Here is a 21322-nt window from a genome sequence, read left to right on the forward strand (position 1 = left end):
TCCGGTTCATGCATCGGTTGTAATTAGAAATCCTAATTAAAAGAAAGAGAAGTGGAGGCGTGAAAAGTGAATCGGGACAACTCGAATACGGACAACGATATGGACAACGTCAGGAGGCAAAGATGAGTCATCTGCATTCAAAGCGAATTTTCGCGAGCGCAAGGGCCCGTGCGGCTTCGTTGCTCGGGCTGCTCGCCGTGTGCGCGACGGCCACGCTCGTGGCCGCGTGCGGCAGCGGCGGCAGTGGCAGCACCAGTAGCAGCGACGCCGCCAAAGCGCCGCTCGCGGTCGTGACGCCCGTGGTGGATTGCTCGAAGCTGGCGGCGATCGATATCACCGATATCGGCGGCGCGGGCAGCACGATTACGTCGGCCACGGTGACCACGGCAACCGTGAACGGCGCTTCGGTCAACTTCTGTACCGTGAAAGGCACGCTCGCGCCCTCGAATACCTTCGAGGTGGCGCTGCCGGTGAGCGGCTGGACGCAACGCTTCGCCGCGCTGGGCTGCGGCGGCCTGTGCGGCAACGTGAGCGACCCGACCCAGCAGTCGTCGTTCAGCTTCAGCTACACGTGCCCGCTCGTGCAACAAGGCGGCTTCGCGACGGCGGCAACCGACATGGGCCACTCGGGCAATGACGCGAGCTGGGCCACGGACCCGCAAAAGCAGGCCGATTTTGCGTATCGCGGTCAGCACATCACGACCCTCACGGCGGAAAAACTGATCAAGACTTACTACGGTCAGGCGCAGAAGTACGCGTACTTCGTGGGATGCTCGGACGGCGGGCGCGAAGCGCTCATGGCCGCGCAACGCTACCCGAACGACTATAACGGCATCATCGCGGGCGCACCGGCTGCGCACTTCCAGATCCAGAACTCGCTGTATCACGGCTGGAGCGTGAAGTCGCAAAGCACCACGGGCGACAGCACCGGCAACGCCGTGCTCTACGCCGACAAGGCGCTCGTGCTGCACAAGGCCGTGGTGGCGGCGTGCGGCGGTCAGGCAGGCGTGCCCGACGGCCTGATCGCCGATCCGCGCACCTGCAATTTCGATCCGGCTTCGATCCAGTGTCCGCAAGGCGCGACGAACACGAGCAGCTGCCTCACCGCCGCCGAAGTCGCCACCGCTAGCAAGATCTACGGCGGCCCGGTGGACGCGACCACGGGCGAGCGCATGCTCGCGGGCTCCCCGCAGCCGGGCTCGGAAGAGAACTGGGTGGGCGTGGAAGTGCCGACGACGAATTCGACGGACGCGCCGGTGCCGGTGACGAAGCTGTTCAGCTACATGATCGTGACGGGCGCTTACAACCTGATCTTCACGGGCTCGCCCACCATGCCGACCATCGACACGTTCGGCTACACGGACGCCAGCTTCTACCCGACCTACCTGCAAGCGAATCACCCGCTGATGGACGCCACGAGCCCCGACCTCTCGGCCTTCCACAAGGCGGGCGGCAAGCTGATTCTGTGGCACGGCTGGGCCGACCAGCATATCTCGCCGCTCTTCACGATCCAGTATTTCGAGGCCATGCAGAACACCATGGGCGCCTCGAACGTGAGCGACTTCGCGCGCATGTACCTCGTGCCCGGCGTGGGACACTGCGGCGGCGGCGAGGGCTTCCCGAACATCGACCTGGTTTCGCAGATCACGGCCTGGGCCGAGCAGGGCACGGCGCCGAACGCGGTCATGACCTACCAGACCGACTCGTCGAACAACGTGACGGCGAGCCGCCCGGTTTATCCGTACCCGGCCGTCGCGCAATTCTCGGGCACGGGCGACTGGCACAGCGGCGCGAACTGGACGCAAGGCTCGCCGCTGTACAACGAGCCCACGCACACCTGGGCGGGCTCGAGCTTCTACACGTCGTACTCGCCGGCTACGCAGGGCGTCGCGGCGCCGTGAAGGGCAGTCCACAGTAGATGTTGAACCGGCCGGCCCTGCGGGGCCGGTTTGCTTTTTACCTGCTGGACAAGGAAGGAGAGCGCTCGTGCCGGCTCGTGTCAAATGGATCCCGTATCTTTCGTGCGACGGCATGCCGATATGGCGGCAAATCGTCTGCGCGCTTGAAGCCGCCATTGGTTCGGGCGAGCTTCGCAGCGGCGACGGCTTGCCCTCGCAGCGCTATATGGCCGATTTCATCGGCGTGCATGTCAATACGGTCAACCGGGCGATGCGCGACGCCGTGACGCGAGGCTTGATCGTCGCGAAGACACGGCGCGGCATGGTGGTCGGTGTCGATCCTGTGGTACAGGAGGCATGCGATAAATAAATCGCATGGAGATTGACGGAAAATCCGAAAGGCAGTGGCCGTTGGCGCGGCGGCCCGACTCCGCGCGATCGCCCGGTTGTTTTCGGGGCGCTTGTGCCGCGCTTGTGCCGTGCCTGTGCCGCGTTTGCGAATCCCTTCGGACGGCATCCGTTTTATTTATCCCGCCGGATCCGATTCCACGCGCGCGCCCTGGCAGGCACAGCGCGCACGGAATTGGCCGGACCCAGGCGCGGCGCGGCTCAGCGGCACGATCGCGGCGGCGCGAGCCCGCCGCCAGTGCCTCCGGCTGAGCGCGCCGGCACCCAATATGTGGTTAACCCGCACTTTCACGCGAGGAGCGGTCCCCCTATCGTCCCGATCGACGGATCGCAGTCCGGATACGTAAGCGACCCGGGCGACCCGGGCCCGAGCGAACGGCTGACCATAAAACGGACAGGAGACTACAGATGTCTGGCAGCAAAACAATCGATATCAAGGCGTTCATCGACGAACGCCCCATTTCGGCCTATCAATGGCTCCTGGTGGCGCTGTGCTTTCTGGCGGTGACCGCCGACGGCATGGACGTGGCCATCATGGGGTTCGTTGCGCCCTCCATCATTCACGAGTGGGCCATTTCGCGCCCCGAGTTCGGGCTCGTCATGAGCGCGGCGCCCATCGGCCTCGTGATCGGCGCGCTGGCCGCAGGCCCGGCTTCGGATCGCGTCGGGCGCAAATGGGTGCTGATTACCTCGGTGTTCCTTTTCGGCGTGTTCACGATTCTCACGGCGTTCGCGCAATCGCCCGTTTCGATGGCCGTGCTGCGCGTGCTGACCGGCATCGGTCTTGGCGCGGCGATGCCGAATTCCACCACGCTGCTCTCCGAGTATTCGCCGCAGCGCAAGCGCGCGCTCCTCATCACGATCATGTTCACGGGCTTTAACCTGGGCTCCGCGCTGATCGGCTTCGCCGCGGGCTGGCTGGTGCCGAACCACGGCTGGCGCGCCGTGCTGATTTTCGGCGGCGCCATTCCGCTTGTGCTCGTGCCGCTCCAGGCGTGGCTCCTGCCCGAGTCGGCGCGCCTGCTCGCCGTGCGTGGCGCACCGAGCATGCGCATTGGCGCGATTCTGAACCGCGTGACGGGCGCGAACTTCACGGGCGCCGAGACTTTCGTCTCGAACGAACCGCCGCTCCCCACGCGCAAGCCGCTTGGCGTGCTGTTCTCGGAAGGCTATGGCGTGATGACGCTCGCGCTGTGGGTCACGTACTTCATGGGCCTGCTCGTGATCTACCTGCTCACCGGCTGGTTGCCCACGCTCATCAAGGACGCGGGTCTGTCGATCACGGCGGCGGCGAACGTCACGGCCATGTTCCAGATTGGCGGGACGATCGGCGCGGTGCTGGTGGGCTGGATCATGGACAAGGTGCGTCCGGCGCGCGTCATCAGCGCCGCGTACCTGGGCGGCGGCATCTGCGTGCTGGTGCTGGCGGGCATGGGGGCGCTCTCTTCGTCGCTCGCATTGCTGGTGTTCGCGGCGGGCTTTTGCATGAGCGGCGCACAAACGGGCCTGAACGCCTATGCGCCGGGCCGCTACCCGACGGTTGCGCGCGCAACGGGTGTGAGCTGGATGCTGGGTATGGGCCGCTTCGGCAGCATCTTCGGCTCGGCCATTGGCGGCGCGCTGCTCGGCCTCGGCTGGCAGTTCGGTGCGATTCTCGCGATGCTGGCCGTGCCGGCCGTGCTCGCGGCCATCGCGATCCTGGTGTCGCAGCGGACGCGTCACGGTGAGCCGGCTACCCAGGTGAGCGCGGCGCACTAACAAAGCAACGGCGTTCGAGAATGAGGCGCGGCGGTGCGGCGAGCACTGCCGCGCCTCGTCGTTTGTGGAAGCTTGTGCCCGCTTTTCGTTGAAATCCTCAAACGCCGCCGCGCAAGACCTGCTACGACGATCTCTTGCGCGTCGCGAGCCAGACGAAGACGCCGCTAACGTGACGCTGGCCAGCGCCAGGGCGCGTCACGCAGCACATCGCCCTGATAGAACGCCGGAAAGCGCTCCAGTTGCCGAAGCGCATCCTCGACGCGAACGCCATCGCCCAACACCGCGCTGGAAAAGCCCATGCGCTCCATCTGAAGCAGTTGATCCACGAGCACGTCGCCCGTTGCGCGCAAATCGCCGCGAAAACCCAACCGGCGTCTGATGAGATAGGCCTGGGTAAAGGCGCGCCCGTCGGTGAAGGCAGGGAACTGCAACTCGACGCGCGTGGCGCCCGAGATGTCGGCGGCATGCGCGAGCGGGTCCGCGTTGTTAGGCAGCGTCAAGACGACTGCCGGGTGATCGTCGGCATGCCCTGCGGCGCCTAGAAGCCGAATACGCGAAGCCTTCGTCATACAGCCTCCACCGCCGTTGCGCGCACCGTGTCAGCGGCGGCCTTGAAGGGATCGAGCCCGACGCGGCGCACGGTTTCGATGAACGTCTCGCGGCGCTCGCCAATCGGCTCGCGCAGCGCCAGATAGCAGCCGATCACCGCTTCGACGGCATCCGTCACTTCATGCGCGGCGAACGACGGGCCGATGACCTTGCCGGGCCGTGCCTCGCCGCTGCGCGCGGAGCCGTCTGCGCCGCCAAGCGTGATCTGGTACCACTCCGCGCCGTCCTTGTCGACGCCGAGAATACCGATATGCCCGCTGTGATGATGGCCGCACGAATTGATGCAGCCGCTGATATGCAGATCGATCTCGCCGATGTCATTGAGTTCGTCGAGGTCCTGGTAGCGCGCCATGATGCTCTGCGCGATGGGCAGCGAGCGCGCGTTGGCGAGCGCGCAAAAGTCGCCGCCGGGACACGAGATCATGTCGGTGAGCAGATGCACGTTGGCGCTCGCGAGCTGCACTTCGACAGCCGCTTGCCAGAGCGGCAGCAGGTCGTCGGCATGCACCCACGGCAGCACGATGTTCTGCGTGTGCGTGACGCGCGCTTCGCCCGCGGAGAAGCGGTCCACGAGATCCGCCACGCGTTCGAGCTGCTCCGCCGACGCATCGCCGGGCGCCTGCAACAGGCGCTTGAAGGAGAGGGTGACGATACGCATCGACGGGTTCTTGTGCGGCGCGACGTTGCGCTCCAGCCAGCGCCGTAGTTGAGGCGTTTGGAGGGCGGCCGCTTCGAGCGCAGCAGCGGCGGCCGGGTCGGCAGGCGTGCACGCGGCCACCTGCGGCGGCACGACGAAGTGCGTGCTCATGCGGTCGAACTCGGCCTGCGGAATGGTGTGCGGACCGCCGTCGCACTCCACGATCTGCCGGAACTCTTCTTCGACTTCGTCGATAAAGCGTTGCCCTTCGGCTTTCGCGAGTATCTTGATGCGCGCCTTGTATTTGTTGTCGCGCCGGCCGAACTGGTTGTACACGCGCACGACCGCCTCGATGTAATTCATGATGTGCCGCCACGGCAGGAATTCGCGCAGCACGACGCCGATGACCGGCGTGCGGCCCATGCCGCCGCCCACCGCTACGCGAAAGCCCAACTCGCCGTTCTCGTCGTGCAGGAGACGCAAGCCGACGTCGTGCCAGCCCGTCGCGGCGCGATCTTCCGTGGCGCCTGTCATCGCGATCTTGAACTTGCGGGGCAGGAACGCGAACTCGGGATGCAGCGTCGTCCACTGACGCATGATCTCGGCAAAAGGGCGCGGATCGGCGATCTCGTCGGGCGCCACGCCCGCGCGCTCATCGCAGGAGATGTTGCGGATGCAGTTGCCGCTCGTCTGGATGCCGTGCATGTCGACCGTGGCGAGCAGGTCCATCACATCGGCGGCTTTCGACAGCGGAATCCAGTTGAACTGGACATTGGTGCGCGTCGTGAAGTGCGCGTGATGCGTCGGCAGGCGCACGGTGCCGAGCTTGCGCTGGGCCGCAAGCGCACTGCGGTAGACCTCGGCCTCAGGCGCGTCATATTCGCGGGCAATGCGGGCGAGCACCCGAAGCTGCGCGCTCGACAGCTCTCCATAGGGAACCGCAACGCGCAACATGGGCGCGTGCCGCTGCACATACCAGCCGTTTTGCAGGCGAAGCGGGCGAAATGCGTCTTCGCTCAGCGTGCCGTCTTGCCAGCGCTCGATCTGATCGCGGAACTGCGCCGCGCGGCTCGCCACGAAGGCCTTGTCGAATTCGTTGTAGCGGTACATGGTGACGGCGCAAAGGCTAGGCCCTGGGTGAACACGGAGCCAAGACCTTATCGCGCGCTACCTGGCGCCTCAAGCAGCAGATGGCGCTTAAATGAGCGCAGCAGAGGCTGTACGTAGATGATGTGCAGGATCCCGGTCTCGTGGCGGTGGCAAAGCCGTCCCGGCTGCACCGGTCAAATCGTTCGTGTCTGCTGCTTTTTCTGTACCCCGAGAGGGTTCAACATCGCTCCATACGATCGAGTCGATCGAGCGAAATGGAGAAAATGATGGAAGTCCTGCGCATGGTACGCATTGTTCTGTGGAGCTTCTTCGGCGTGCGCAAGAGCGCGGCCCACGAAGCCGACTTCGCCAATGTGAACTTCAGCTGGCTGCCATTCGTGGCGGTTGGGCTGGCGGTTTTCATTGGTGCTTGCCTACTCGGGGTCGTGCTGCTGGTCGCGCACTCCACGGGCACCGCGCAGGGGTTCTGAGCCTTCCTGTTCCGTCGACTTTGGCGTTGCGAGCGCGCTTGCGTCCATGCGCCGGAAGGAGCTTATGCCAGCGCCGTCGCTTCCACCTCGATCTTGAAGCCGTAGTGGAGCGGGCCGACCGGCACGATCGCGCGGGCCGGTCGCGCCTCGCCCGCCCAGTCTGCGTAGATCCGATTGAAGCCCGGCCAATGCTCGATATCGGCGAGATACACGCGAACCTGCACCAGTTGCGCGATGCTGCTGCCCGCACCGTTCAGCGCCGCTTCGAGATTCGCGAGCACCTGGCGGGCTTGCTCCTCGAACGACGCGTCGGTCAGCTTTCGGCCCTGCGCGTCGATGGGCAACTGGCCGGACACGAACACCAGCCCGTTTGCGATCGCCACGTGACTATAGTGGCCTCCCGGCGTTGCGAGTCCTGCCGGGTTTTCCATGCGCGGCAAGCGCGCGCCCGATTCGTTACCAGCCATGAAAGCGGCTCCATAAAGTCGTTTCGTCATTGTCGGACAGCGCGTGATACGCCGGGAACTGCGCACCCGTCGCACAGGCATGATTGGGCAGGATGCGCAGCTTCGTGCCGATCGGGAAAAGCGACGTCAGGCGCTTTCCCTGCGTTCCCTGCACCGGCGACAGAATGCCGTGCTCCTGATTCGCGCCGCTTAATATCCAGTCGTTCAACGGTGTGCCATCGAGCGTACAGGGCAAACCATAGCCGAAATCCCGCGTTTGTTTCGACGTTCCGCGATCGCGGCTCATTGCCATCCAGCCCGCGTCCAGAATCACCCAGTCTTTCTCGGGTTGATGACCAATCACGGTCGCGAGCACGCTCAGAGCGATATCGTCGGTCGAGCATACACCGACGTTGTGCATGACGAGATCGAAAAAGACATACACGCCCGCCCGCACCTCGGACACGCCATCGAGGTTCCTTGCGGCCAACGCGGTGGGCGTCGATCCGACGCTCACCGTCTCGCAAGGAAAACCCGCGTCGCGCAGGCGCTGTGCGGCGCGAACGCACCCTGAGCGCTCCCGCTCGGCCAGCGCGGATAGCGCATCAGGCGTATGGAGTTCGTAGCTGGACCCCGCATGCGTCATTACCCCGCCAAGCTTGATGCCGCCGTCGTGCAGAATGCGCCCGACTTCCAGCAGCGCATCCTGCTCCGGGTCGATCCCCGAACGATGTCCGTCCGTGTCGACCTCGATCCAGACTTCGAAAGTTTCCCCTTGCGCGGCGCAAAACTTCGCGACGTCGGCTGCGGCGAGTGTGTTATCGACCACCAGCTTCAAATCGCAGCCTTGTTGTTTCAGCGCCATCGCTCTTGGCAATTTCGAACGCCCGATACTGACCGCATAGAGAATATCGGCGATGCCAGCCGCGAAGAACGCTTCCGCTTCCTTTAGCGTGGATACCGTGATGCCGCTCGCACCCGCCGCCAGTTGCGCGCGCACCACCTCCAGGCATTTGGTCGTTTTCACATGCGGCCGGAACCTCACGCCGAGTGCGTTCATGCGCGACTGCATGCGTTGAATGTTCCGGTTCATCCGTGCGACATCGATGAGGGCGGCGGGGGTATCGAGTTCGTCGAGTTTCATGGTTTCAGGCAGACAGATTGGTGTGCGCTGGCGCGCCGAAACGCTTGCACCAGGGCACCAGCGCATCAAGCGTGGGCGCTTCGATTTCAGGCGGCGGCGCGCCCTCTACCAACGACAGACCGACCCTGTTATGCCAGTAAGTGCGCAGGCCGACTGCGGCGGTGCCGAACATGTCGTAGCTCGACCCCGCGACGAAAGCCGCGTCCGAAGGCGCCACGCGAAGCGCGGCGAGCGCAAGGCGATATGGCGCCGGATCCGGTTTGTATGTGCCGGCCTCTTCGGCCGTGACCACGGCATCCCATTTGACCGGCATGAGCGCCGCCGCCTGGCGGCCAAGCCGTATCGAACAGTTGGTGACGATGGCGAGCTTGCAATGGGGTTGCAGTTGCCGCAATACCTCGACCGTCCCGCTCCACGGCGCCAGGTTCAGCCAGTTGGCTTCCAGCGCATAGGCTGCGGACTCGGGCAGGCCCGTGCGGGTTGCCGCTTGCCGCACGAGTTGTTCGTAGTCGACATATCGGCCGCATCCGTAGGTCAAACGCAGGTACTCGGCGCGCCACACCTTGCCCGCCTGCTCCGAACCGGCGGCGCTGTTCCAGAGCGTCCATGAGTCGAGTAGCGCGGTGAGCAGATCGAAGAGGACCGCCTTCGGGTAGGCGTCCGGCACGGATGGATGGCTCATGAGCGAGGCAACTCCCTTGATGTCGTTCGTGCCACCCAGTATAGAGTTTGAACACGCATTGCCGATTTGGCCAGATGAAATCAATGATTCACAAAAGCCGAATACCGGTTGATGCGCCGTTTAGCTTCGCCACGGCGGCTGCGGTTTGAATCGCGCCTGCATATAGCGCATGAACTGGCGGGTGCGGGCGGGCAAGCCCGCGCGATTGCGGGTGAGCGCGATCACGTCGGCGTCGCCGGCTTTCCAGGCGGGAAGCAGGCGCACGAGATCGCCCTTTGCGAGATCGTCGGCGACATCCCATTCCGAGCGGAGAATGACGCCGCGGCCCTCGCACGCCCACTGCCGAACCACGTCGCCATCGTTGCAGCACAGCTTCGACGACACCCTGACGCTGCGCGTCGTCCGGCCCTTGCGGAACTGCCAGAGCGATGCGTCTTCGTTGTTCTCGCGCAGCACGATACAGGGAAGTTGCCGCAGATCGTCCGGGGTTTCGGGGTTCGGGAAACGCTTCAAAAGCGCCGGGGCGGCGCAGACGAAGCGTGCATTTGGCGCGATCGCATAACCGATCAGATTCGACGCCGGCAGCTCGCCGATGTGAACCACGATGTCGTAGCGCTCGGCCGTTTCGCTCAAGGGTTGATCGGTGAGGGTCAGTTCGATGTCGACATCGGGATTGTCCCGCTGGAAGGCGGAAACGACGGAAGCGAGATGGCGCCGCCCGAACCCTAGCGGCGCGCGAATCTTCACGGTGCCAGCGAGCCCGCCCTGGCGCGCGCGCACATCGTCGAACAACGCGTCGAATTGCTGCACGAGGTCGGCGCCGCGCTGGCACAACAGCGTGCCTTCCTCGGTAAAGCGCAACCGGCGAGCCGTGCGGTCGATGAGGCGCGTATCGAGCTTCCGTTCGATCTGTTGCAGCCGCTGTGTGACCGTGGGTGGCGAAATCCCCAGTGTTCTCGCCGCCGCAACGAGGCTGCCGGCCTCTCGTATCGTCATCAGGAAACGAATGTCGCTTGAATCGTTCATGTGGGTATCGTCGGTGCGGGAGCAAAGCCCCCATTATCGCCACGTGTCGGTCCACGCGCTAACGGCGTTATGCGCCGAATGCGCGGTTGGGCTGGACGCTGTGCGCCGGTGTGTGCGTCGAGACCGACAGCTGCGCATGAGCCGCCGTGTCGGCGCTGGTATCATCGTTTGTGCTGCGTGGCCTAACAAAAAGGGGACGTGATATGAAGCATTCACCGAAGATCTGGCCGATGATTTGCGCGTTGACGATCTCGTTCGCTGGCATGGCCGCCGGGGGGATGGCGCAAGGCGCGACCCATCTGAGCGAAAAGCAATGCCGCGATCTCGCCGCGATCAAGAGCCACGCGCCTGTCACAAAAGAGCAAAACCAGAGCGAACTGGCCGCGCTGAGGAAGGCGGGCTATGACCCGAGAAGGTTCGATCCGCACTATCCGCAAAACCTGCATGCGGCGCAGCATCAGGTCGATCGCTGGTATCAGGCGGAATGCCCTCAGGCGCAGCACAATTGAGGCGGACCCGCACACCGGCCAGGGGTTCTTTGGCCTGCCGGTCTCCATGCTCTCAACGTACGTCGCGGCGCATAACCGGCGGGCGGTCAAAGATGGCATGCGGTAACGAATCTGTCACACTGGTCTGCCAGTGTGACAGAGGGAGACGCCCCTCGTCGCTGTAATAACAATGAGAATTCTTATCAAAAATATTAGTAAGTATTCCTGTGATTCCACTATTTTCATGATGCGATCCTGATCGCCGTGTCAACGATCTGTATTTAGCTGCTTTTTCACCCGATTTCCTGTAGATAGCTCGCCGGTTATGCGAAACGGCTCGCCGTGTGCGAGCCGCAAATGTCTTCGTCCGCCTGAATCTTCAGACCACGGACGTGTCCCGTCCCACTCGTTCCCGGTTCACGAGGTGATGCAATGACAGACCTAGCCAATCGATATGCACGTAGCCAGGAAGTCGGAAGCAAGGTTGCCCGGCTCCTCGCAAAACGATCGGAACTCGCGCAATCGCAATTCAGGCAGCGCGTCGCGGACGCGGCAGAGCGGCTGGACGACACGGACAAGCGCGCGCAGGGCAGTCCGGCATGGGCAACGGCGTTGGATCCCTGGGCCGGCTACCGCTACGCAATGGATGTCGCCGAGCGTTCCGTACTCTTCTGGGACACCTTGCGTCAGCGCGGAAACGGCTTCGTCGACCAGGCGCGCCACGGTCTTCAGCCTGTTCTGCATTTCGACCATGAACTCGTTGTCGACGGCCGCACGCTCGCCCGGCCAGTCAACTACGCGCTCGTTCGCCTGCTGCCGCCCGAAGGCGTTGTCGTGGACGTTAGCAAGCGTCCTTACGTGATCATCGACCCGCGCGCGGGCCACGGCCCCGGCATAGGCGGTTTCAAGGACGACTCGCAGGCCGGCGTGGCGCTAAAGGCCGGCCACTGCGTGTATTTCGTCATCTTCTTTCGCGATCCGGAACCTGGCCAGACGATGCTCGACGTGTGCGCGGCGGAAGAGCAGTTCATCAGAAAGGTGTGCGAACTGCACCCCGACAGCCCGAAGCCGGCCATCGTCGGAAACTGCCAGGGCGGCTGGGCTGCGATGATGCTGGCGAGTTCCGATCCGGACCATACGGGGCCGCTCGTCATCAATGGCGCTCCAATGTCCTACTGGAGCGGCGCGTGGAGCGAAGGCGAAGGCGACAATCCGATGCGCTATTCCGGCGGCATGCTGGGAGGCACCTGGCTCGCGTCGTTGACGGCGGACCTCGGCAACGGCAAGTTCGACGGCGCGCATCTCGTGCAGAACTTCGAGAACCTCAATCCCGCGAACAGCCTGTGGGACAAGTACTATCACCTGTTCGACAACGTCGATACCGAACCGCCGCGCTTTCTCGACTTCGAGCGCTGGTGGGGCGGCTACTACCTGATGAACCGCGAGGAGATCGAGTGGATCACGCGCAACCTGTTCGTGGGCAACAAGCTCTGGTCGGGCGAGGTGCGCGGTCTTGACGGTGCGGCGTTCGATCTGCGGGAAATCAAGTCGCCGATCGTCCTGTTCGCGTCTCTCGGCGACAACATCACGCCGCCCCAACAGGCATTCAACTGGGTCGCCGACATTTACGGAAGCACGGAGGAAATCAAGGCGCGCGGTCAGGTGATTGTCGGGCTCGTGCACCAGAGCATCGGTCATCTCGGCATTTTTGTTTCGGGCAAGGTGGCGAAGAAGGAGCATCAGCAGATCGCATCCGTGCTCGAAGCGATCGAATCCTTCCCGCCCGGCCTCTACGGTATGGAGATTGCCGAGAGCCGGGGTGAGGACGGCAAAACGCAATACGACGTGTCGTTCCAGGAGTATCGGCTCGAAGATATTGCCGCGCGCCTGAACCGGTTCGAGCGCAGCGATGAGCAGCCGTTCGAGGCCGTCAAGCGCGTGTCGGAACTGAACCAGCGTGCGTACGAACTCTTCCTGCAACCGTGGGTGCGGGCGTTCTCGAACGAAACGACGGCGAAGTTGCAGCGTCAGTTTCATCCGCTGCGCGCGCAACGCTGGGCGTTTTCCGACCTGAATCCGTGGCTCGCGTGGCTCGGCCCGACCGCCGAGGCGGTCCGGGCGAAGCGGCATGCCGAAACGCATGATGACACCCGGTTGAGGGCGGTCGAGCACTGTGGCTCGGAAATGCTCAGCGCATCGCTCGACTTCTACCGCGCGATGCGCGACGCCATGACGGAAAGCGCGTTCTTCTCGCTGTACGGAAACCTGTATTGCGTCGAACACGATGAAGAGGCGAGCGCCCGTCCCGCGGAGCCGGCGGGCGATCACCGTAATCTGCCCTACGTGAGGGATGCGCTGGCCTCGATGAGCGAGGGCGGCTATACGGAAGCGCTCGCGCGCGCCGCTTGCCTGCTCGCGCGCCGGGGCGAGCCGCTGCCGCTCGCGCGGCTTGCCCTGCGCCACGAACTTGCGAAGGACTATGCCGCCTGGCTGCCCCAACTTCCCGGCGACCAGTGGAGACGCGTGCGCGGCGAGCAGGAGATCATCGTGCGCTACGAGCCGGAGCAGGCGCTTGCGACGCTGCCGGATCTGCTGAAAGACCGCAAAGACCGGGAGAAGCTGTTAGAGCTGGCTGAAAAGCTTCTGGCCGACAGGCGCGTTCAGGAAGCGGGGCCGACCGCCGCTCAACTCGGCATGCTCGACAAGATCCGTTCGTCCCTGCCTGTGGAAAGCGGACCGGTGGCGCTATCTGTCGCTTCGAAGCATCCGGCACCGGATGCACCGCCCGCGCGCGTGGCGCCTGGCCTCAAGGAGGCATCGTGAATCGCGAACACGCAATGTGCGACCGGTTCGTGGCCGAAAAGCGCCGGGAAGATGCGCGGTTGATGGGATAAAGGGGAAGCCAATGGCCGATGTCATTCTCGTTCTCAACGCGGGTTCTTCGAGCATCAAGTTCAGTGCGTTCAATGCAGGGTCGGCAGACCTGCCGCTTGTCATGCGCGGGCAGATCGAGGGACTGCTTTCTTCACCGCATTTCGTCGCGTTCGACGGGAAAGGCAGTCAGACCGGCGAGGCGAACTGGCGCGACAGTCCCATCGGGCATGAGGAGGCGGTCGCATACATCGCCCAGTTTCTGCGCGGTCATCGCGACGGTAATCAGCTCGTCGCGGTCGGGCATCGTGTGGTTCACGGCGGCCAGGGCTTCTCGAAGCCCGTGGCCGTCACACCCGGCGTGCTCGATGAACTTGAGAAACTCACGCCGCTCGCGCCACTGCATCAGCCACACAACCTGAAGCCAATTCGTGTCATCGCGGAGCGCAACCCGGATGTGCCGCAGGTCGCGTGTTTCGATACCGCGTTTCATGCGACGCAGCCGGCGCTTGCGTCCACATTTGCGCTGCCGGCGGCGTTGACGGCGCAAGGCGTGCGGCGATACGGCTTCCACGGCCTGTCGTATGAATACATCGCGAGAACGTTGCCGGATATCGCGCCCGAGGCAGCGAGAGGCCGCACGGTCGTTGCCCACCTCGGCAATGGCGCGAGCATGTGCGCGCTGAACGCAGGCCGCAGTGTCGCGAGCACGATGGGCTTCACCGCGCTCGATGGACTGCCGATGGGCACGCGCAGCGGCAATCTCGATCCCGGCGTGATTCTCTATCTGCTCGACGAACTGAAAATGGATACGCGCGGTGTCGAGGACTTGCTGTACCGCCACTCGGGGCTGCTGGGCGTATCGGGTATTTCGGGCGACATGCGCACGCTGCTGGCCAGCGACGACGCGCGGGCGGCCTTCGCCATCGATTTATACGCGTATCGCATCGGGCGCGAGCTGGGGTCGCTCGCCGCCGCGCTCGGGGGACTCGATGCGCTGGTGTTTACGGCGGGTATCGGTGAGCACTCGCCGGAGATCCGGCGACGGGCCTGCGAACAGGCCCGCTGGTGCGGCGTGGAAATCGACGGCAGCGCCAACGAGGCCGGTGCGCCCTGCATCAGCACGGCGTCGAGCAAAGTCGCGGTGTGGGTCATCCCGACCAACGAAGAACTCATGATCGCCCGTCATACGCGGGAAGTGGCGGGCATTGCGTGAGATGGCCTGATCGCCGAGGAGGAGTCCGATGAAGAGCATTCAACATCCGGTGCTGGCGGGAAAGAAAGCGCTTGTGACCGGCGTCGCCAACGACCATTCGATTGCCTATGGCTGCGCGAAGGCGTTCCATGAAGTAGGCGCCGATCTCGCGATTACCTACGCCGACGAAAAGGCCAGGGCATACGTCGAACCGCTGGCAAAAGACCTCAACGCGTCCATTTTCATGCCGCTCAATGTGTCGCGGCAAGATGAGCTGGAAGCGGTATTCGAGCGGATTGTGAACGAATGGGGCGAACTCGACATACTCGTGCATTCCGTCGCATGGGCGCCAAAGAGCGATTTGCAGGGAGGGCTGCTCAACTGCTCCGCCGAGGGCTTTGCGGCGGCGATGGACATTTCATGCCATTCGTTCGTGCGCATGGCCCGGCTCGCCGCGCCGTTGATGAAGAACGGCGGCTCCCTGTTCGCAATGAGCTATTACGGCGCGAACAAGGTGGTCCCGAACTACAACGTCATGGGGCCGGTCAAGGCGGCGCTGGAAGCGTGCGCGCGCTATCTCGCGTATGAACTGGGTCCGCAGCAGATCCGGGTCCACGCCGTATCGCCCGGGCCTTTGAAAACGCGTGCGGCATCGGGTTTGAAAGACTTCGACGTGCTGCTCACGCAGGCGGCCGAACGTGCGCCGCTTGGCGAACTGGTCGACATCATGGACGTGGGCTTCACCTGTGCCTATCTCGCGACGCCGTACGCACGGCGATTGTCTGGCGAGACGCTCTATGTGGACGGTGGCGTCCACATCATGGCTTAGGGTAAGCACCGAATCGGGGCAGCGTGCCAAATCGGGGCAAAGGGCCAATGAGGGTATCTCATAGTGGCCGATCACTGACGCCGCGTCGTGGAGGTGATAGATTGCTAACAGGCTCACGCCAGGGGAAGATCGGCGATGAGCCGTTCGCGGCTAGAGTTGGTGACTATCGGGTAATGTCGGTACGAAGATCCTCACGAAAGGATACGCCATGTCCCGCCGATACATTGCTGCTGCCTTTCTCATCCCTTCATTGGCGCTGGCGTTCCAGCCTGTCCCTGTTCCGGAATGTCAGGCCGCGAGTTCCGGCGCCTCGACTCAGGAAACCATCGCCGCCGCCAAATGCCGCGCGCGATCGCTCATCGCGGGGGCCTATAACCGCACCGAGGGCGACGCGATGAGCGCGGTCTCCGAGTGCGCCGGGACCTTCGACGAGGTACTCAACCATCGGCTGACCGAAGGCGTATCCCACGACGAACTGGTCGTGATGTGCGCCGACACGGCCATGCACATGGGTCTCATGAAGCTTGACTAGCGGGAAGCTTTCAACGCATGACGGCCCATGCGGGAACGGGATATCTCCACGCCGCGCCAGGCACGTGCCTGCTTTCCCGGCTATTCCTGCTGGAGCCGGGCATGGTGGTACTTGATCACATCCATGACCGCAGCCGTCATCACCGAAGTGGAAACGCCGAACATCAGGATGCCATTGGCCGCTTCAATTGGGCCGAGCATGCGCCATTCCTTGGACATGACGATGTCGCCGTAGCCCAGCGTGATGAAATTGACCGCGGAGTGATATAGCGCGGTGGCGAAATCAGAAAATTCGCCTAATACCATGAACAGCGCGGCCCAGATTGCCATTTGGGCAAAATTGCAGAGCAAGGTCAGCAGCATCACGGTAACCAATAGCAGGACGTCCACCCACAGCAAATCCTGTCCCTTGACGTTGCGCCGGAAGCGCGCGTACCGGCGCAGGCAGACCGCGACCACCACGGCTTGCAGCAACAGGCACAGGATCATGGCCGGCGCGGCGGCTAGTAGATTGTGTAGCATGACTGACTCCGTCGTCAGGGGCGCGCAGGCGAAAAGGGCGCGGCATTCGGGATGTGAAGATCGCCAATTGAAAACTGGCTGACCGTGCCATCATAGAATGGCTGACATATTGATGCCGAATGGGCGGTTGAGTCGGATTTCCTTTATCGGCGTAAAGCAGGATGCGCGGGACGCAACATGGCGGAACGTGACTGGCTTGCGAACATGCATTCAGGCATGTGATGGTCCGTTCACCTGGATCCTGCCTGACTCAAATGGCCGGCCTGCCGTGAATCGGGGCAATGTGGCGGCATTGATTGGGGACATCGCATGACAAAGATGCTGATCGATGTAGTCATCTTTCTGGGGTCCGCGCTGATTGCGGTACCGCTCGCCGTGCGCCTCGGCTTTGGCGCCGTGCTCGGTTATCTGGTGGCGGGCATCATGATCGGTCCGTGGGCGCTGAGGCTCGTGACCGACATCGACGCGATTCTCCATTTTTCGGAATTGGGTATCGTGTTGATGATGTTCGTGATCGGACTCGAAATGCGGGTCGACGCGCTTTGGGCAATGCGTCGCACCATATTTGGCTACGGCACGATGCAGATGACCGTGTGTGCCGCCGCGCTGCTGGGCGTCTTCGTGATGTTGGGGTTGCCATGGCGCATTGCGTTGACCGGCGGTCTCGCGCTGTCGCTGTCGTCCACCGCAATGGTCATGTCGGAACTTCAGGACCGCGAACTGATGGACATGCCAACCGGACGGGCCGGCTTCGGCATTCTGCTGTTCCAGGATATGGCAGCCATTCCACTCATTGCTCTCCTGCCATTGCTCGCCCCGAAGGTCGCCGTTTCCGCATCGGAACCGGGGTGGCTGCTGGCGTTGAAAGCGCTCGTCATGCTTGTCGCGGTGGCGCTTGCCGGCCGCTATCTGCTGAATATGGTGCTGCGCGTGATCAGCAGCATCGAAGTCCCCGAGATTTTCACCGCGTTTGCGCTGCTCTGGATAATTGGCATTGCTTTGCTGATGCAGACCGTCCATCTCTCGATGTCGTTGGGCGCCTTCGTCGCAGGTGTACTGCTCGCCGATTCGGAACATCGTCATCAGATAGAAGTCGACATGGCTCCATTCAAGGGGCTGCTGCTCGGCTTGTTTTTCATTGCAGTGGGCATGTCCATCGACTTCGGCGTATTGCTGCGCGAGCCGGTCCGTGTCGCCGTACTGGTCGTGGCGCTGGTTGGCATCAAGACGATCGCGCTGTGGCTTCTCGCAAACCGATTTGGCGTGCCGGCTACGCAACGGTCTTACTTTGCCATTCTGCTCTCGCAAGGCGGCGAGTTTGCATTTGTGGTGATGGCCGCGTCATTGGCGGCAGGCGTTATCGATCAACGCCAGTCGTCGCTCGTCACGCTGGTCGTCGCGCTTTCGATGGTGTCGACGCCTTTACTGTTGCTCGTGCACCGTCGGCTATTTCAGCCATTTTTCAGTCGTGAGCCTGGATAGGGTGAGCAGGGATTTCCCCGGCCGCGCATGCACCGCCCGGAACAAACGCTGACGCCCGCGGCGATAGCGTATTTTGACGAGCGAGCGGGAGTGTCTAATCCAGCCGATCGACCGGGTACGCTTGAACAGGTACCCGGTGTCTTCGCTTACCTGACGTAAGGAACGGGCAAGCCGTTTCGAATCACGTACACGGTTGTTGGCGCACCCTTGAGATTGCCTTCGGCATCGAAGGAGTACGTGCCGGCGACTCCCTTGTATTGTTCCTTCGCCAGTTGTGCGATCAGCTTGCTTTTGTCACTTGTCGTCGCGGCTTTCGTCATGGCGTCGGCCAACATTTTTACGCCGTCGTAGTAGTTGACCGCGTAAACCTGCATGTCCGTATGATAGGTGTCCTTATACTTCTTGATGAATTGTCTCCCTTCCGCGGTCTGGTCCAGGGCCACCCCGCCTTGAGAACAGTAGACAATTGAGGCCGCATCGCCTGCCACTCTTCCCATGTCGGCTGTACAGATAGCGTCACCGCCAAGCAACTTCGCGCTCAGACCACGCTGCCGCATCTGTTTAACCATCGGCGCAGCCTGGGATGCGTAGCCGCCGAAGAAAATCACATCGGGGTTCTTGGCTTTGAGCGCCGTGAGAATGCCGAGAAAATCGACGGCCTGACCGTTGGTGAATTGCTTGTCGACAATTTCCAGGCCGTTCGCCTTGGCCGATTCCTCAAACTGTTCCGCGATGCCCTGCCCATATGCCGAGCGGTCGTCGATGATGGCAACCGTTTTGGCTTTCAACTCCCTGGCGGCGAAGTCCCCCATCGTTCCGCCAAGTTGGGCGTCGCTGGCGCCAATCCGGAAGATGTTCTTGAAGCCTTGCTTCGTAATCGCCGGGTTGGATGCTACGGGCAGGAGAGGCACCCCCGCATTGTTGTAGAGGCGAGACGCAGGAATCGCCACGCCGGAGTTGTACGGCCCCAGGACGGCGACGACGTTGTGGTCAATGAGGTTCTGCGCAACCTGAACGCCTGTTTTGGGGTCGGCCTGATCATCTTGCGACTCCAGCTTGAACGTTACCTTCTTGCCCGCGATCAGCACCCCTTGTTTATTGAGTTCGTCGACCGCCATCCGTGCGCCATATTCATTGTCCTTGCCGTTTGCCGCTTGAGGCCCCGTTAGCGGGGCGGAATGCCCGATCACGACAACTTCCTGTGCCATTGACGGCAGCGCTAGCGCGACCGATGTGCAGGCTGTCGCGCCAAGAATCATGAATTTACGCATGCTTGATCTCCAAACGATAGGTTAGTTTTATCAATACCCTGCGGTCTGTGCTTTCCAGCTAAATCTCTCAGCGAAATAAAACGTCGCCTGGCCGTCGGCATCGCGAACTCGCCGCTTTCCCGATGCTCGCGGATCAGGTTCAATAAATCGCGTAGATCTTGCGAACGGGCTCCAGGACATCCCAGCGCCCCGTCCAACCGGGCGGCAAGATCACGAGATCGCCACCGACGATCTCGGTCACTTCACCCGTCGAGTCATCGGTGAGCCTGGCGCGGCCGGAAATGATGTACGTAAACTCGGTATCGGGACGGTTTACCACCGGCCAGCCTCCTGGCTGACATTCCCAGATCCCCAGATTGCCAACCGCCTCGGGCGCAACAGTCTTGACAGCAATCTGGGGATCGCCGCTATCGGCCCCGGCGCGTTGACCGGCTGAGGCGAGTCGGGCCGAAGCAATATCGGCGGCTTTGACAATGGTGAACTTCGTCATGCATCACTCCTTTTTTTCAATGGGCGCCCGTCAGCTTTTCGAGGACGCGTGCGGTACGCGATGGTTGCCTGGTGACACGTTCTTCGAAATCGCTGAAGCCCGCCGCCGTGAGACCGCCGTTGACGCCTATCCACCGGAAAGGCTCCGGCTCCCACGCCGGTGAGCGATGGTTCACCACGGGCAGCAGGTTGATCTCCTCATCGCGATCGAGAATCAGATTGCGCAGGATGCGGCCGGCCAGGTTGCTCGTTGCGACGCCATCGCCGACGTAATTTCCCGCCCAGGCAATGCGCGCGTCCTTGTCCATGCTCACAGTCGGGCACCAGTCCCGCGACACGCCGAGCGCGCCGCCCCAGCGATGCGTGATGCGGGCCGCGGCCAGGTCGGGGAAGAACTCGAGCATCGCGGCGTGGATGTTGGCATGCACCTTGTCGACGAGGTCGTCTTCCGGCGCCATCCGGGAGCCGAAGCGGTATGGGGCGCCACGACCGCCAAACACCAGGCGGCCTTCCGCCGTTACTTGTCCATAAACTCTCAGGTGGCGCATGTCATTGAAGGCCAGGCGATGATCGAGTCCCAGCCGCTGGCGCAGCGCCTGAGGCAGCGGCTCCGTTGCCAGTACCAGCGAGTAGAGCGGAATGACGGAGCGGCTGCTATCCGGAAGCTGGCACGAAAATGCCTCCGTTGCGCGCACAACCGTTCTCGCCGTGACGCCGCCATGCGCGGTGCTCACCTTTCCAGGCGCGATGCGGAGCGCGGCCGTCTTCTCGAAAATTCGCGCGCCCATGGTCTCCACAACGGCTGCCAGTCCGCGCACCAGCTTGCCAGGATGGATCAGCGCGCAATGCTCGGTGTAAAGGCCGCCCAGCACATGTCGGGCTCCGATCCGGGTCGAAGCCTGCTTCGCATCGAGCGTGCGCCATTGATCCGGCAATCCAAAGCGAACCGACGCATCGACAGACGCCTGAATTCGATCGAACTGTGGCTGGCTCCGTGCAAGGGAAAGAAAGCCTTGCTTTGCATAGTCCGCATCGATGCCTTCAAGATCGAGTACGCGTCCAATTTCGCTCACTGTCTCGTTCATCGCTGCCTGCAAATGCAATGCCGCAGCGTGCGAATACATGTGCGCCACGCGTTCGAGCGAAATCGGAAATATTGCCGACGCCCAGCCGCCGTTGCGGCCGGAAGCACCGAAGCCGACCGTTTCCCGCTCCAGCAGGACAACGTTTAGCGATGGCTGTGCCTTCAGCAGATAGTACGCAGTCCATAACCCTGTATACCCTGCGCCGACGATCACGACATCGGCCTGCGCTTCGCGCTCCAGCGTGTCTCGCGCGCGCGAGGGCGCGTGCCACAGCGGGCGGTTTGGAATCTGCGTCAGTTCTTGTGCGGACGGCATCCGTCTCTCCTACCAATCCAGGTTCTTGTTCATGCCATTCGGGGGGCATTGCCCGC

At 62.8% G+C, this 21322-nt stretch carries 20 protein-coding genes; 10 read left to right on the forward strand and 10 right to left on the reverse strand.

Going from position 1 to position 21322, the window contains the following annotated elements:
• Positions 1–122 precede the first annotated feature (122 nt).
• The 3 genes from C7402_RS35270 to C7402_RS35280 all read left to right on the forward strand — a co-directional run bounded on the left by C7402_RS35270 (position 123) and on the right by C7402_RS35280 (position 4064).
• Positions 123–1901, forward strand: coding sequence for a tannase/feruloyl esterase family alpha/beta hydrolase (locus C7402_RS35270; RefSeq protein ID WP_112176692.1), 1779 nt, complete (start codon positions 123–125; stop codon positions 1899–1901).
• A gap of 85 nt (positions 1902–1986) precedes the next feature.
• Positions 1987–2268: a GntR family transcriptional regulator gene (locus tag C7402_RS35275; RefSeq protein WP_224042383.1), complete on the forward strand. Its 282-nt coding sequence runs from the start codon at positions 1987–1989 to the stop codon at positions 2266–2268.
• A 446-nt stretch (positions 2269–2714) separates the two neighbouring features.
• Positions 2715–4064, forward strand: a complete 1350-nt coding sequence (locus tag C7402_RS35280) for an MFS transporter (protein WP_112176691.1) — start codon at positions 2715–2717, stop codon at positions 4062–4064.
• 164 nt (positions 4065–4228) lie between these two features.
• Here C7402_RS35280 and C7402_RS35285 read toward each other — a convergent pair whose 3' ends face one another.
• Together C7402_RS35285 and C7402_RS35290 are read right to left on the reverse strand one after the other, a co-directional pair.
• Complete coding sequence (locus tag C7402_RS35285) at positions 4229–4633, reverse strand: DUF934 domain-containing protein (protein WP_116613861.1); 405 nt, start codon at positions 4631–4633, stop codon at positions 4229–4231.
• The gene (locus C7402_RS35290) at positions 4630–6420 is read right to left on the reverse strand and encodes a nitrite/sulfite reductase (RefSeq protein ID WP_116613862.1); all 1791 of its coding nucleotides are present in this window, start codon (positions 6418–6420) and stop codon (positions 4630–4632) included. The genes C7402_RS35285 and C7402_RS35290 overlap by 4 nt, the downstream gene beginning before the upstream one ends.
• A 266-nt stretch (positions 6421–6686) precedes the next feature.
• Here C7402_RS35290 and C7402_RS35295 point away from each other — a divergent pair, with 266 nt between their 5' ends.
• A complete protein-coding gene (locus C7402_RS35295) occupies positions 6687–6890 on the forward strand; it encodes a DUF2970 domain-containing protein (RefSeq protein ID WP_112176683.1) in 204 nt (67 codons plus the stop codon).
• Between the two features lie 62 nt (positions 6891–6952).
• Here C7402_RS35295 and C7402_RS35300 read toward each other — a convergent pair whose 3' ends face one another.
• The 4 genes from C7402_RS35300 to C7402_RS35315 form a co-directional block, all read right to left on the reverse strand.
• Positions 6953–7357, reverse strand: a complete 405-nt coding sequence (locus C7402_RS35300) for a RidA family protein (protein WP_112176682.1) — start codon at positions 7355–7357, stop codon at positions 6953–6955.
• Positions 7347–8480 (reverse strand): DSD1 family PLP-dependent enzyme, encoded by a 1134-nt coding sequence (locus tag C7402_RS35305; RefSeq protein ID WP_116613863.1) that lies wholly within the window; start codon positions 8478–8480, stop codon positions 7347–7349. Before C7402_RS35305 ends, C7402_RS35300 begins: the two co-directional genes overlap by 11 nt.
• Positions 8481–8484: 4 nt before the next feature.
• Positions 8485–9162, reverse strand: a complete 678-nt coding sequence (locus C7402_RS35310) for an HAD-IA family hydrolase (RefSeq protein WP_112176680.1) — start codon at positions 9160–9162, stop codon at positions 8485–8487.
• A gap of 120 nt (positions 9163–9282) precedes the next feature.
• A complete protein-coding gene (locus tag C7402_RS35315; protein WP_116613864.1) occupies positions 9283–10188 on the reverse strand; it encodes a LysR family transcriptional regulator in 906 nt (301 codons plus the stop codon).
• A gap of 203 nt (positions 10189–10391) precedes the next feature.
• On the opposite strand from C7402_RS35315, the gene C7402_RS35320 reads away from it, so the two are divergent.
• The 5 genes from C7402_RS35320 (at position 10392) to C7402_RS35340 (ending at position 16103) form a co-directional block, all read left to right on the forward strand.
• Positions 10392–10697 (forward strand): DUF4148 domain-containing protein, encoded by a 306-nt coding sequence (locus C7402_RS35320; RefSeq protein WP_116613865.1) that lies wholly within the window; start codon positions 10392–10394, stop codon positions 10695–10697.
• A 411-nt stretch (positions 10698–11108) separates the two neighbouring features.
• Positions 11109–13499, forward strand: coding sequence for a DUF3141 domain-containing protein (locus C7402_RS35325; RefSeq protein ID WP_116613866.1), 2391 nt, complete (start codon positions 11109–11111; stop codon positions 13497–13499).
• Between the two features lie 82 nt (positions 13500–13581).
• On the forward strand, positions 13582–14763 hold the full coding sequence (locus C7402_RS35330) for an acetate/propionate family kinase (RefSeq protein ID WP_116613867.1): 1182 nt from the start codon (positions 13582–13584) through the stop codon (positions 14761–14763).
• 28 nt (positions 14764–14791) lie between these two features.
• On the forward strand, positions 14792–15571 hold the full coding sequence (gene fabI / locus C7402_RS35335) for an enoyl-ACP reductase FabI (protein ID WP_116613868.1): 780 nt from the start codon (positions 14792–14794) through the stop codon (positions 15569–15571).
• A 208-nt stretch (positions 15572–15779) separates the two neighbouring features.
• Positions 15780–16103, forward strand: a complete 324-nt coding sequence (locus tag C7402_RS35340) for a hypothetical protein (protein WP_116613869.1) — start codon at positions 15780–15782, stop codon at positions 16101–16103.
• A gap of 80 nt (positions 16104–16183) precedes the next feature.
• Here the strand turns inward: C7402_RS35340 and C7402_RS35345 are convergent, their stop codons facing one another.
• Complete coding sequence (locus C7402_RS35345) at positions 16184–16624, reverse strand: potassium channel family protein (protein ID WP_112176673.1); 441 nt, start codon at positions 16622–16624, stop codon at positions 16184–16186.
• 309 nt (positions 16625–16933) lie between these two features.
• Between C7402_RS35345 and C7402_RS35350 the strand changes: the two genes are divergently transcribed.
• On the forward strand, positions 16934–18106 hold the full coding sequence (locus C7402_RS35350; RefSeq protein ID WP_112176672.1) for a monovalent cation:proton antiporter-2 (CPA2) family protein: 1173 nt from the start codon (positions 16934–16936) through the stop codon (positions 18104–18106).
• A 146-nt stretch (positions 18107–18252) separates the two neighbouring features.
• Here the strand turns inward: C7402_RS35350 and C7402_RS35355 are convergent, their stop codons facing one another.
• The 3 genes from C7402_RS35355 to C7402_RS35365 all read right to left on the reverse strand — a co-directional run bounded on the left by C7402_RS35355 (position 18253) and on the right by C7402_RS35365 (position 21266).
• On the reverse strand, positions 18253–19365 hold the full coding sequence (locus C7402_RS35355; RefSeq protein ID WP_372460441.1) for a branched-chain amino acid ABC transporter substrate-binding protein: 1113 nt from the start codon (positions 19363–19365) through the stop codon (positions 18253–18255).
• 151 nt (positions 19366–19516) lie between these two features.
• Positions 19517–19867 carry a cupin domain-containing protein gene (locus C7402_RS35360; RefSeq protein ID WP_116613870.1) on the reverse strand — a complete coding sequence of 117 codons (351 nt, stop codon included), beginning with the start codon at positions 19865–19867 and terminating at the stop codon, positions 19517–19519.
• Between the two features lie 16 nt (positions 19868–19883).
• Positions 19884–21266, reverse strand: coding sequence for an NAD(P)/FAD-dependent oxidoreductase (locus C7402_RS35365; protein ID WP_116613871.1), 1383 nt, complete (start codon positions 21264–21266; stop codon positions 19884–19886).
• Between the last annotated feature and the right edge of the window lie 56 nt (positions 21267–21322).

Source organism: Paraburkholderia unamae, from assembly GCF_003096875.1.
Lineage (GTDB): Bacteria > Pseudomonadota > Gammaproteobacteria > Burkholderiales > Burkholderiaceae > Paraburkholderia > Paraburkholderia unamae.

What these genes read in the sequence shown, in the direction of transcription:
- C7402_RS35325 (WP_116613866.1), top strand. Translation starts at nt 11,109, where the DNA reads ATGACAGACCTAGCCAATCGATATGCACGTAGCCAGGAAGTCGGAAGC.
- C7402_RS35270 (WP_112176692.1), top strand. Translation starts at nt 123, where the DNA reads ATGAGTCATCTGCATTCAAAGCGAATTTTCGCGAGCGCAAGGGCCCGT.
- C7402_RS35290 (WP_116613862.1), bottom strand. Translation starts at nt 6,420, where the DNA reads ATGTACCGCTACAACGAATTCGACAAGGCCTTCGTGGCGAGCCGCGCG.
- C7402_RS35320 (WP_116613865.1), top strand. Translation starts at nt 10,392, where the DNA reads ATGAAGCATTCACCGAAGATCTGGCCGATGATTTGCGCGTTGACGATC.
- C7402_RS35310 (WP_112176680.1), bottom strand. Translation starts at nt 9,162, where the DNA reads ATGAGCCATCCATCCGTGCCGGACGCCTACCCGAAGGCGGTCCTCTTC.
- C7402_RS35305 (WP_116613863.1), bottom strand. Translation starts at nt 8,480, where the DNA reads ATGAAACTCGACGAACTCGATACCCCCGCCGCCCTCATCGATGTCGCA.
- C7402_RS35345 (WP_112176673.1), bottom strand. Translation starts at nt 16,624, where the DNA reads ATGCTACACAATCTACTAGCCGCCGCGCCGGCCATGATCCTGTGCCTG.
- C7402_RS35295 (WP_112176683.1), top strand. Translation starts at nt 6,687, where the DNA reads ATGGAAGTCCTGCGCATGGTACGCATTGTTCTGTGGAGCTTCTTCGGC.
- C7402_RS35365 (WP_116613871.1), bottom strand. Translation starts at nt 21,266, where the DNA reads ATGCCGTCCGCACAAGAACTGACGCAGATTCCAAACCGCCCGCTGTGG.
- C7402_RS35285 (WP_116613861.1), bottom strand. Translation starts at nt 4,633, where the DNA reads ATGACGAAGGCTTCGCGTATTCGGCTTCTAGGCGCCGCAGGGCATGCC.
- C7402_RS35340 (WP_116613869.1), top strand. Translation starts at nt 15,780, where the DNA reads ATGTCCCGCCGATACATTGCTGCTGCCTTTCTCATCCCTTCATTGGCG.
- C7402_RS35300 (WP_112176682.1), bottom strand. Translation starts at nt 7,357, where the DNA reads ATGGCTGGTAACGAATCGGGCGCGCGCTTGCCGCGCATGGAAAACCCG.
- fabI (WP_116613868.1), top strand. Translation starts at nt 14,792, where the DNA reads ATGAAGAGCATTCAACATCCGGTGCTGGCGGGAAAGAAAGCGCTTGTG.
- C7402_RS35355 (WP_372460441.1), bottom strand. Translation starts at nt 19,365, where the DNA reads ATGATTCTTGGCGCGACAGCCTGCACATCGGTCGCGCTAGCGCTGCCG.
- C7402_RS35315 (WP_116613864.1), bottom strand. Translation starts at nt 10,188, where the DNA reads ATGAACGATTCAAGCGACATTCGTTTCCTGATGACGATACGAGAGGCC.
- C7402_RS35350 (WP_112176672.1), top strand. Translation starts at nt 16,934, where the DNA reads ATGACAAAGATGCTGATCGATGTAGTCATCTTTCTGGGGTCCGCGCTG.
- C7402_RS35360 (WP_116613870.1), bottom strand. Translation starts at nt 19,867, where the DNA reads ATGACGAAGTTCACCATTGTCAAAGCCGCCGATATTGCTTCGGCCCGA.
- C7402_RS35330 (WP_116613867.1), top strand. Translation starts at nt 13,582, where the DNA reads ATGGCCGATGTCATTCTCGTTCTCAACGCGGGTTCTTCGAGCATCAAG.
- C7402_RS35280 (WP_112176691.1), top strand. Translation starts at nt 2,715, where the DNA reads ATGTCTGGCAGCAAAACAATCGATATCAAGGCGTTCATCGACGAACGC.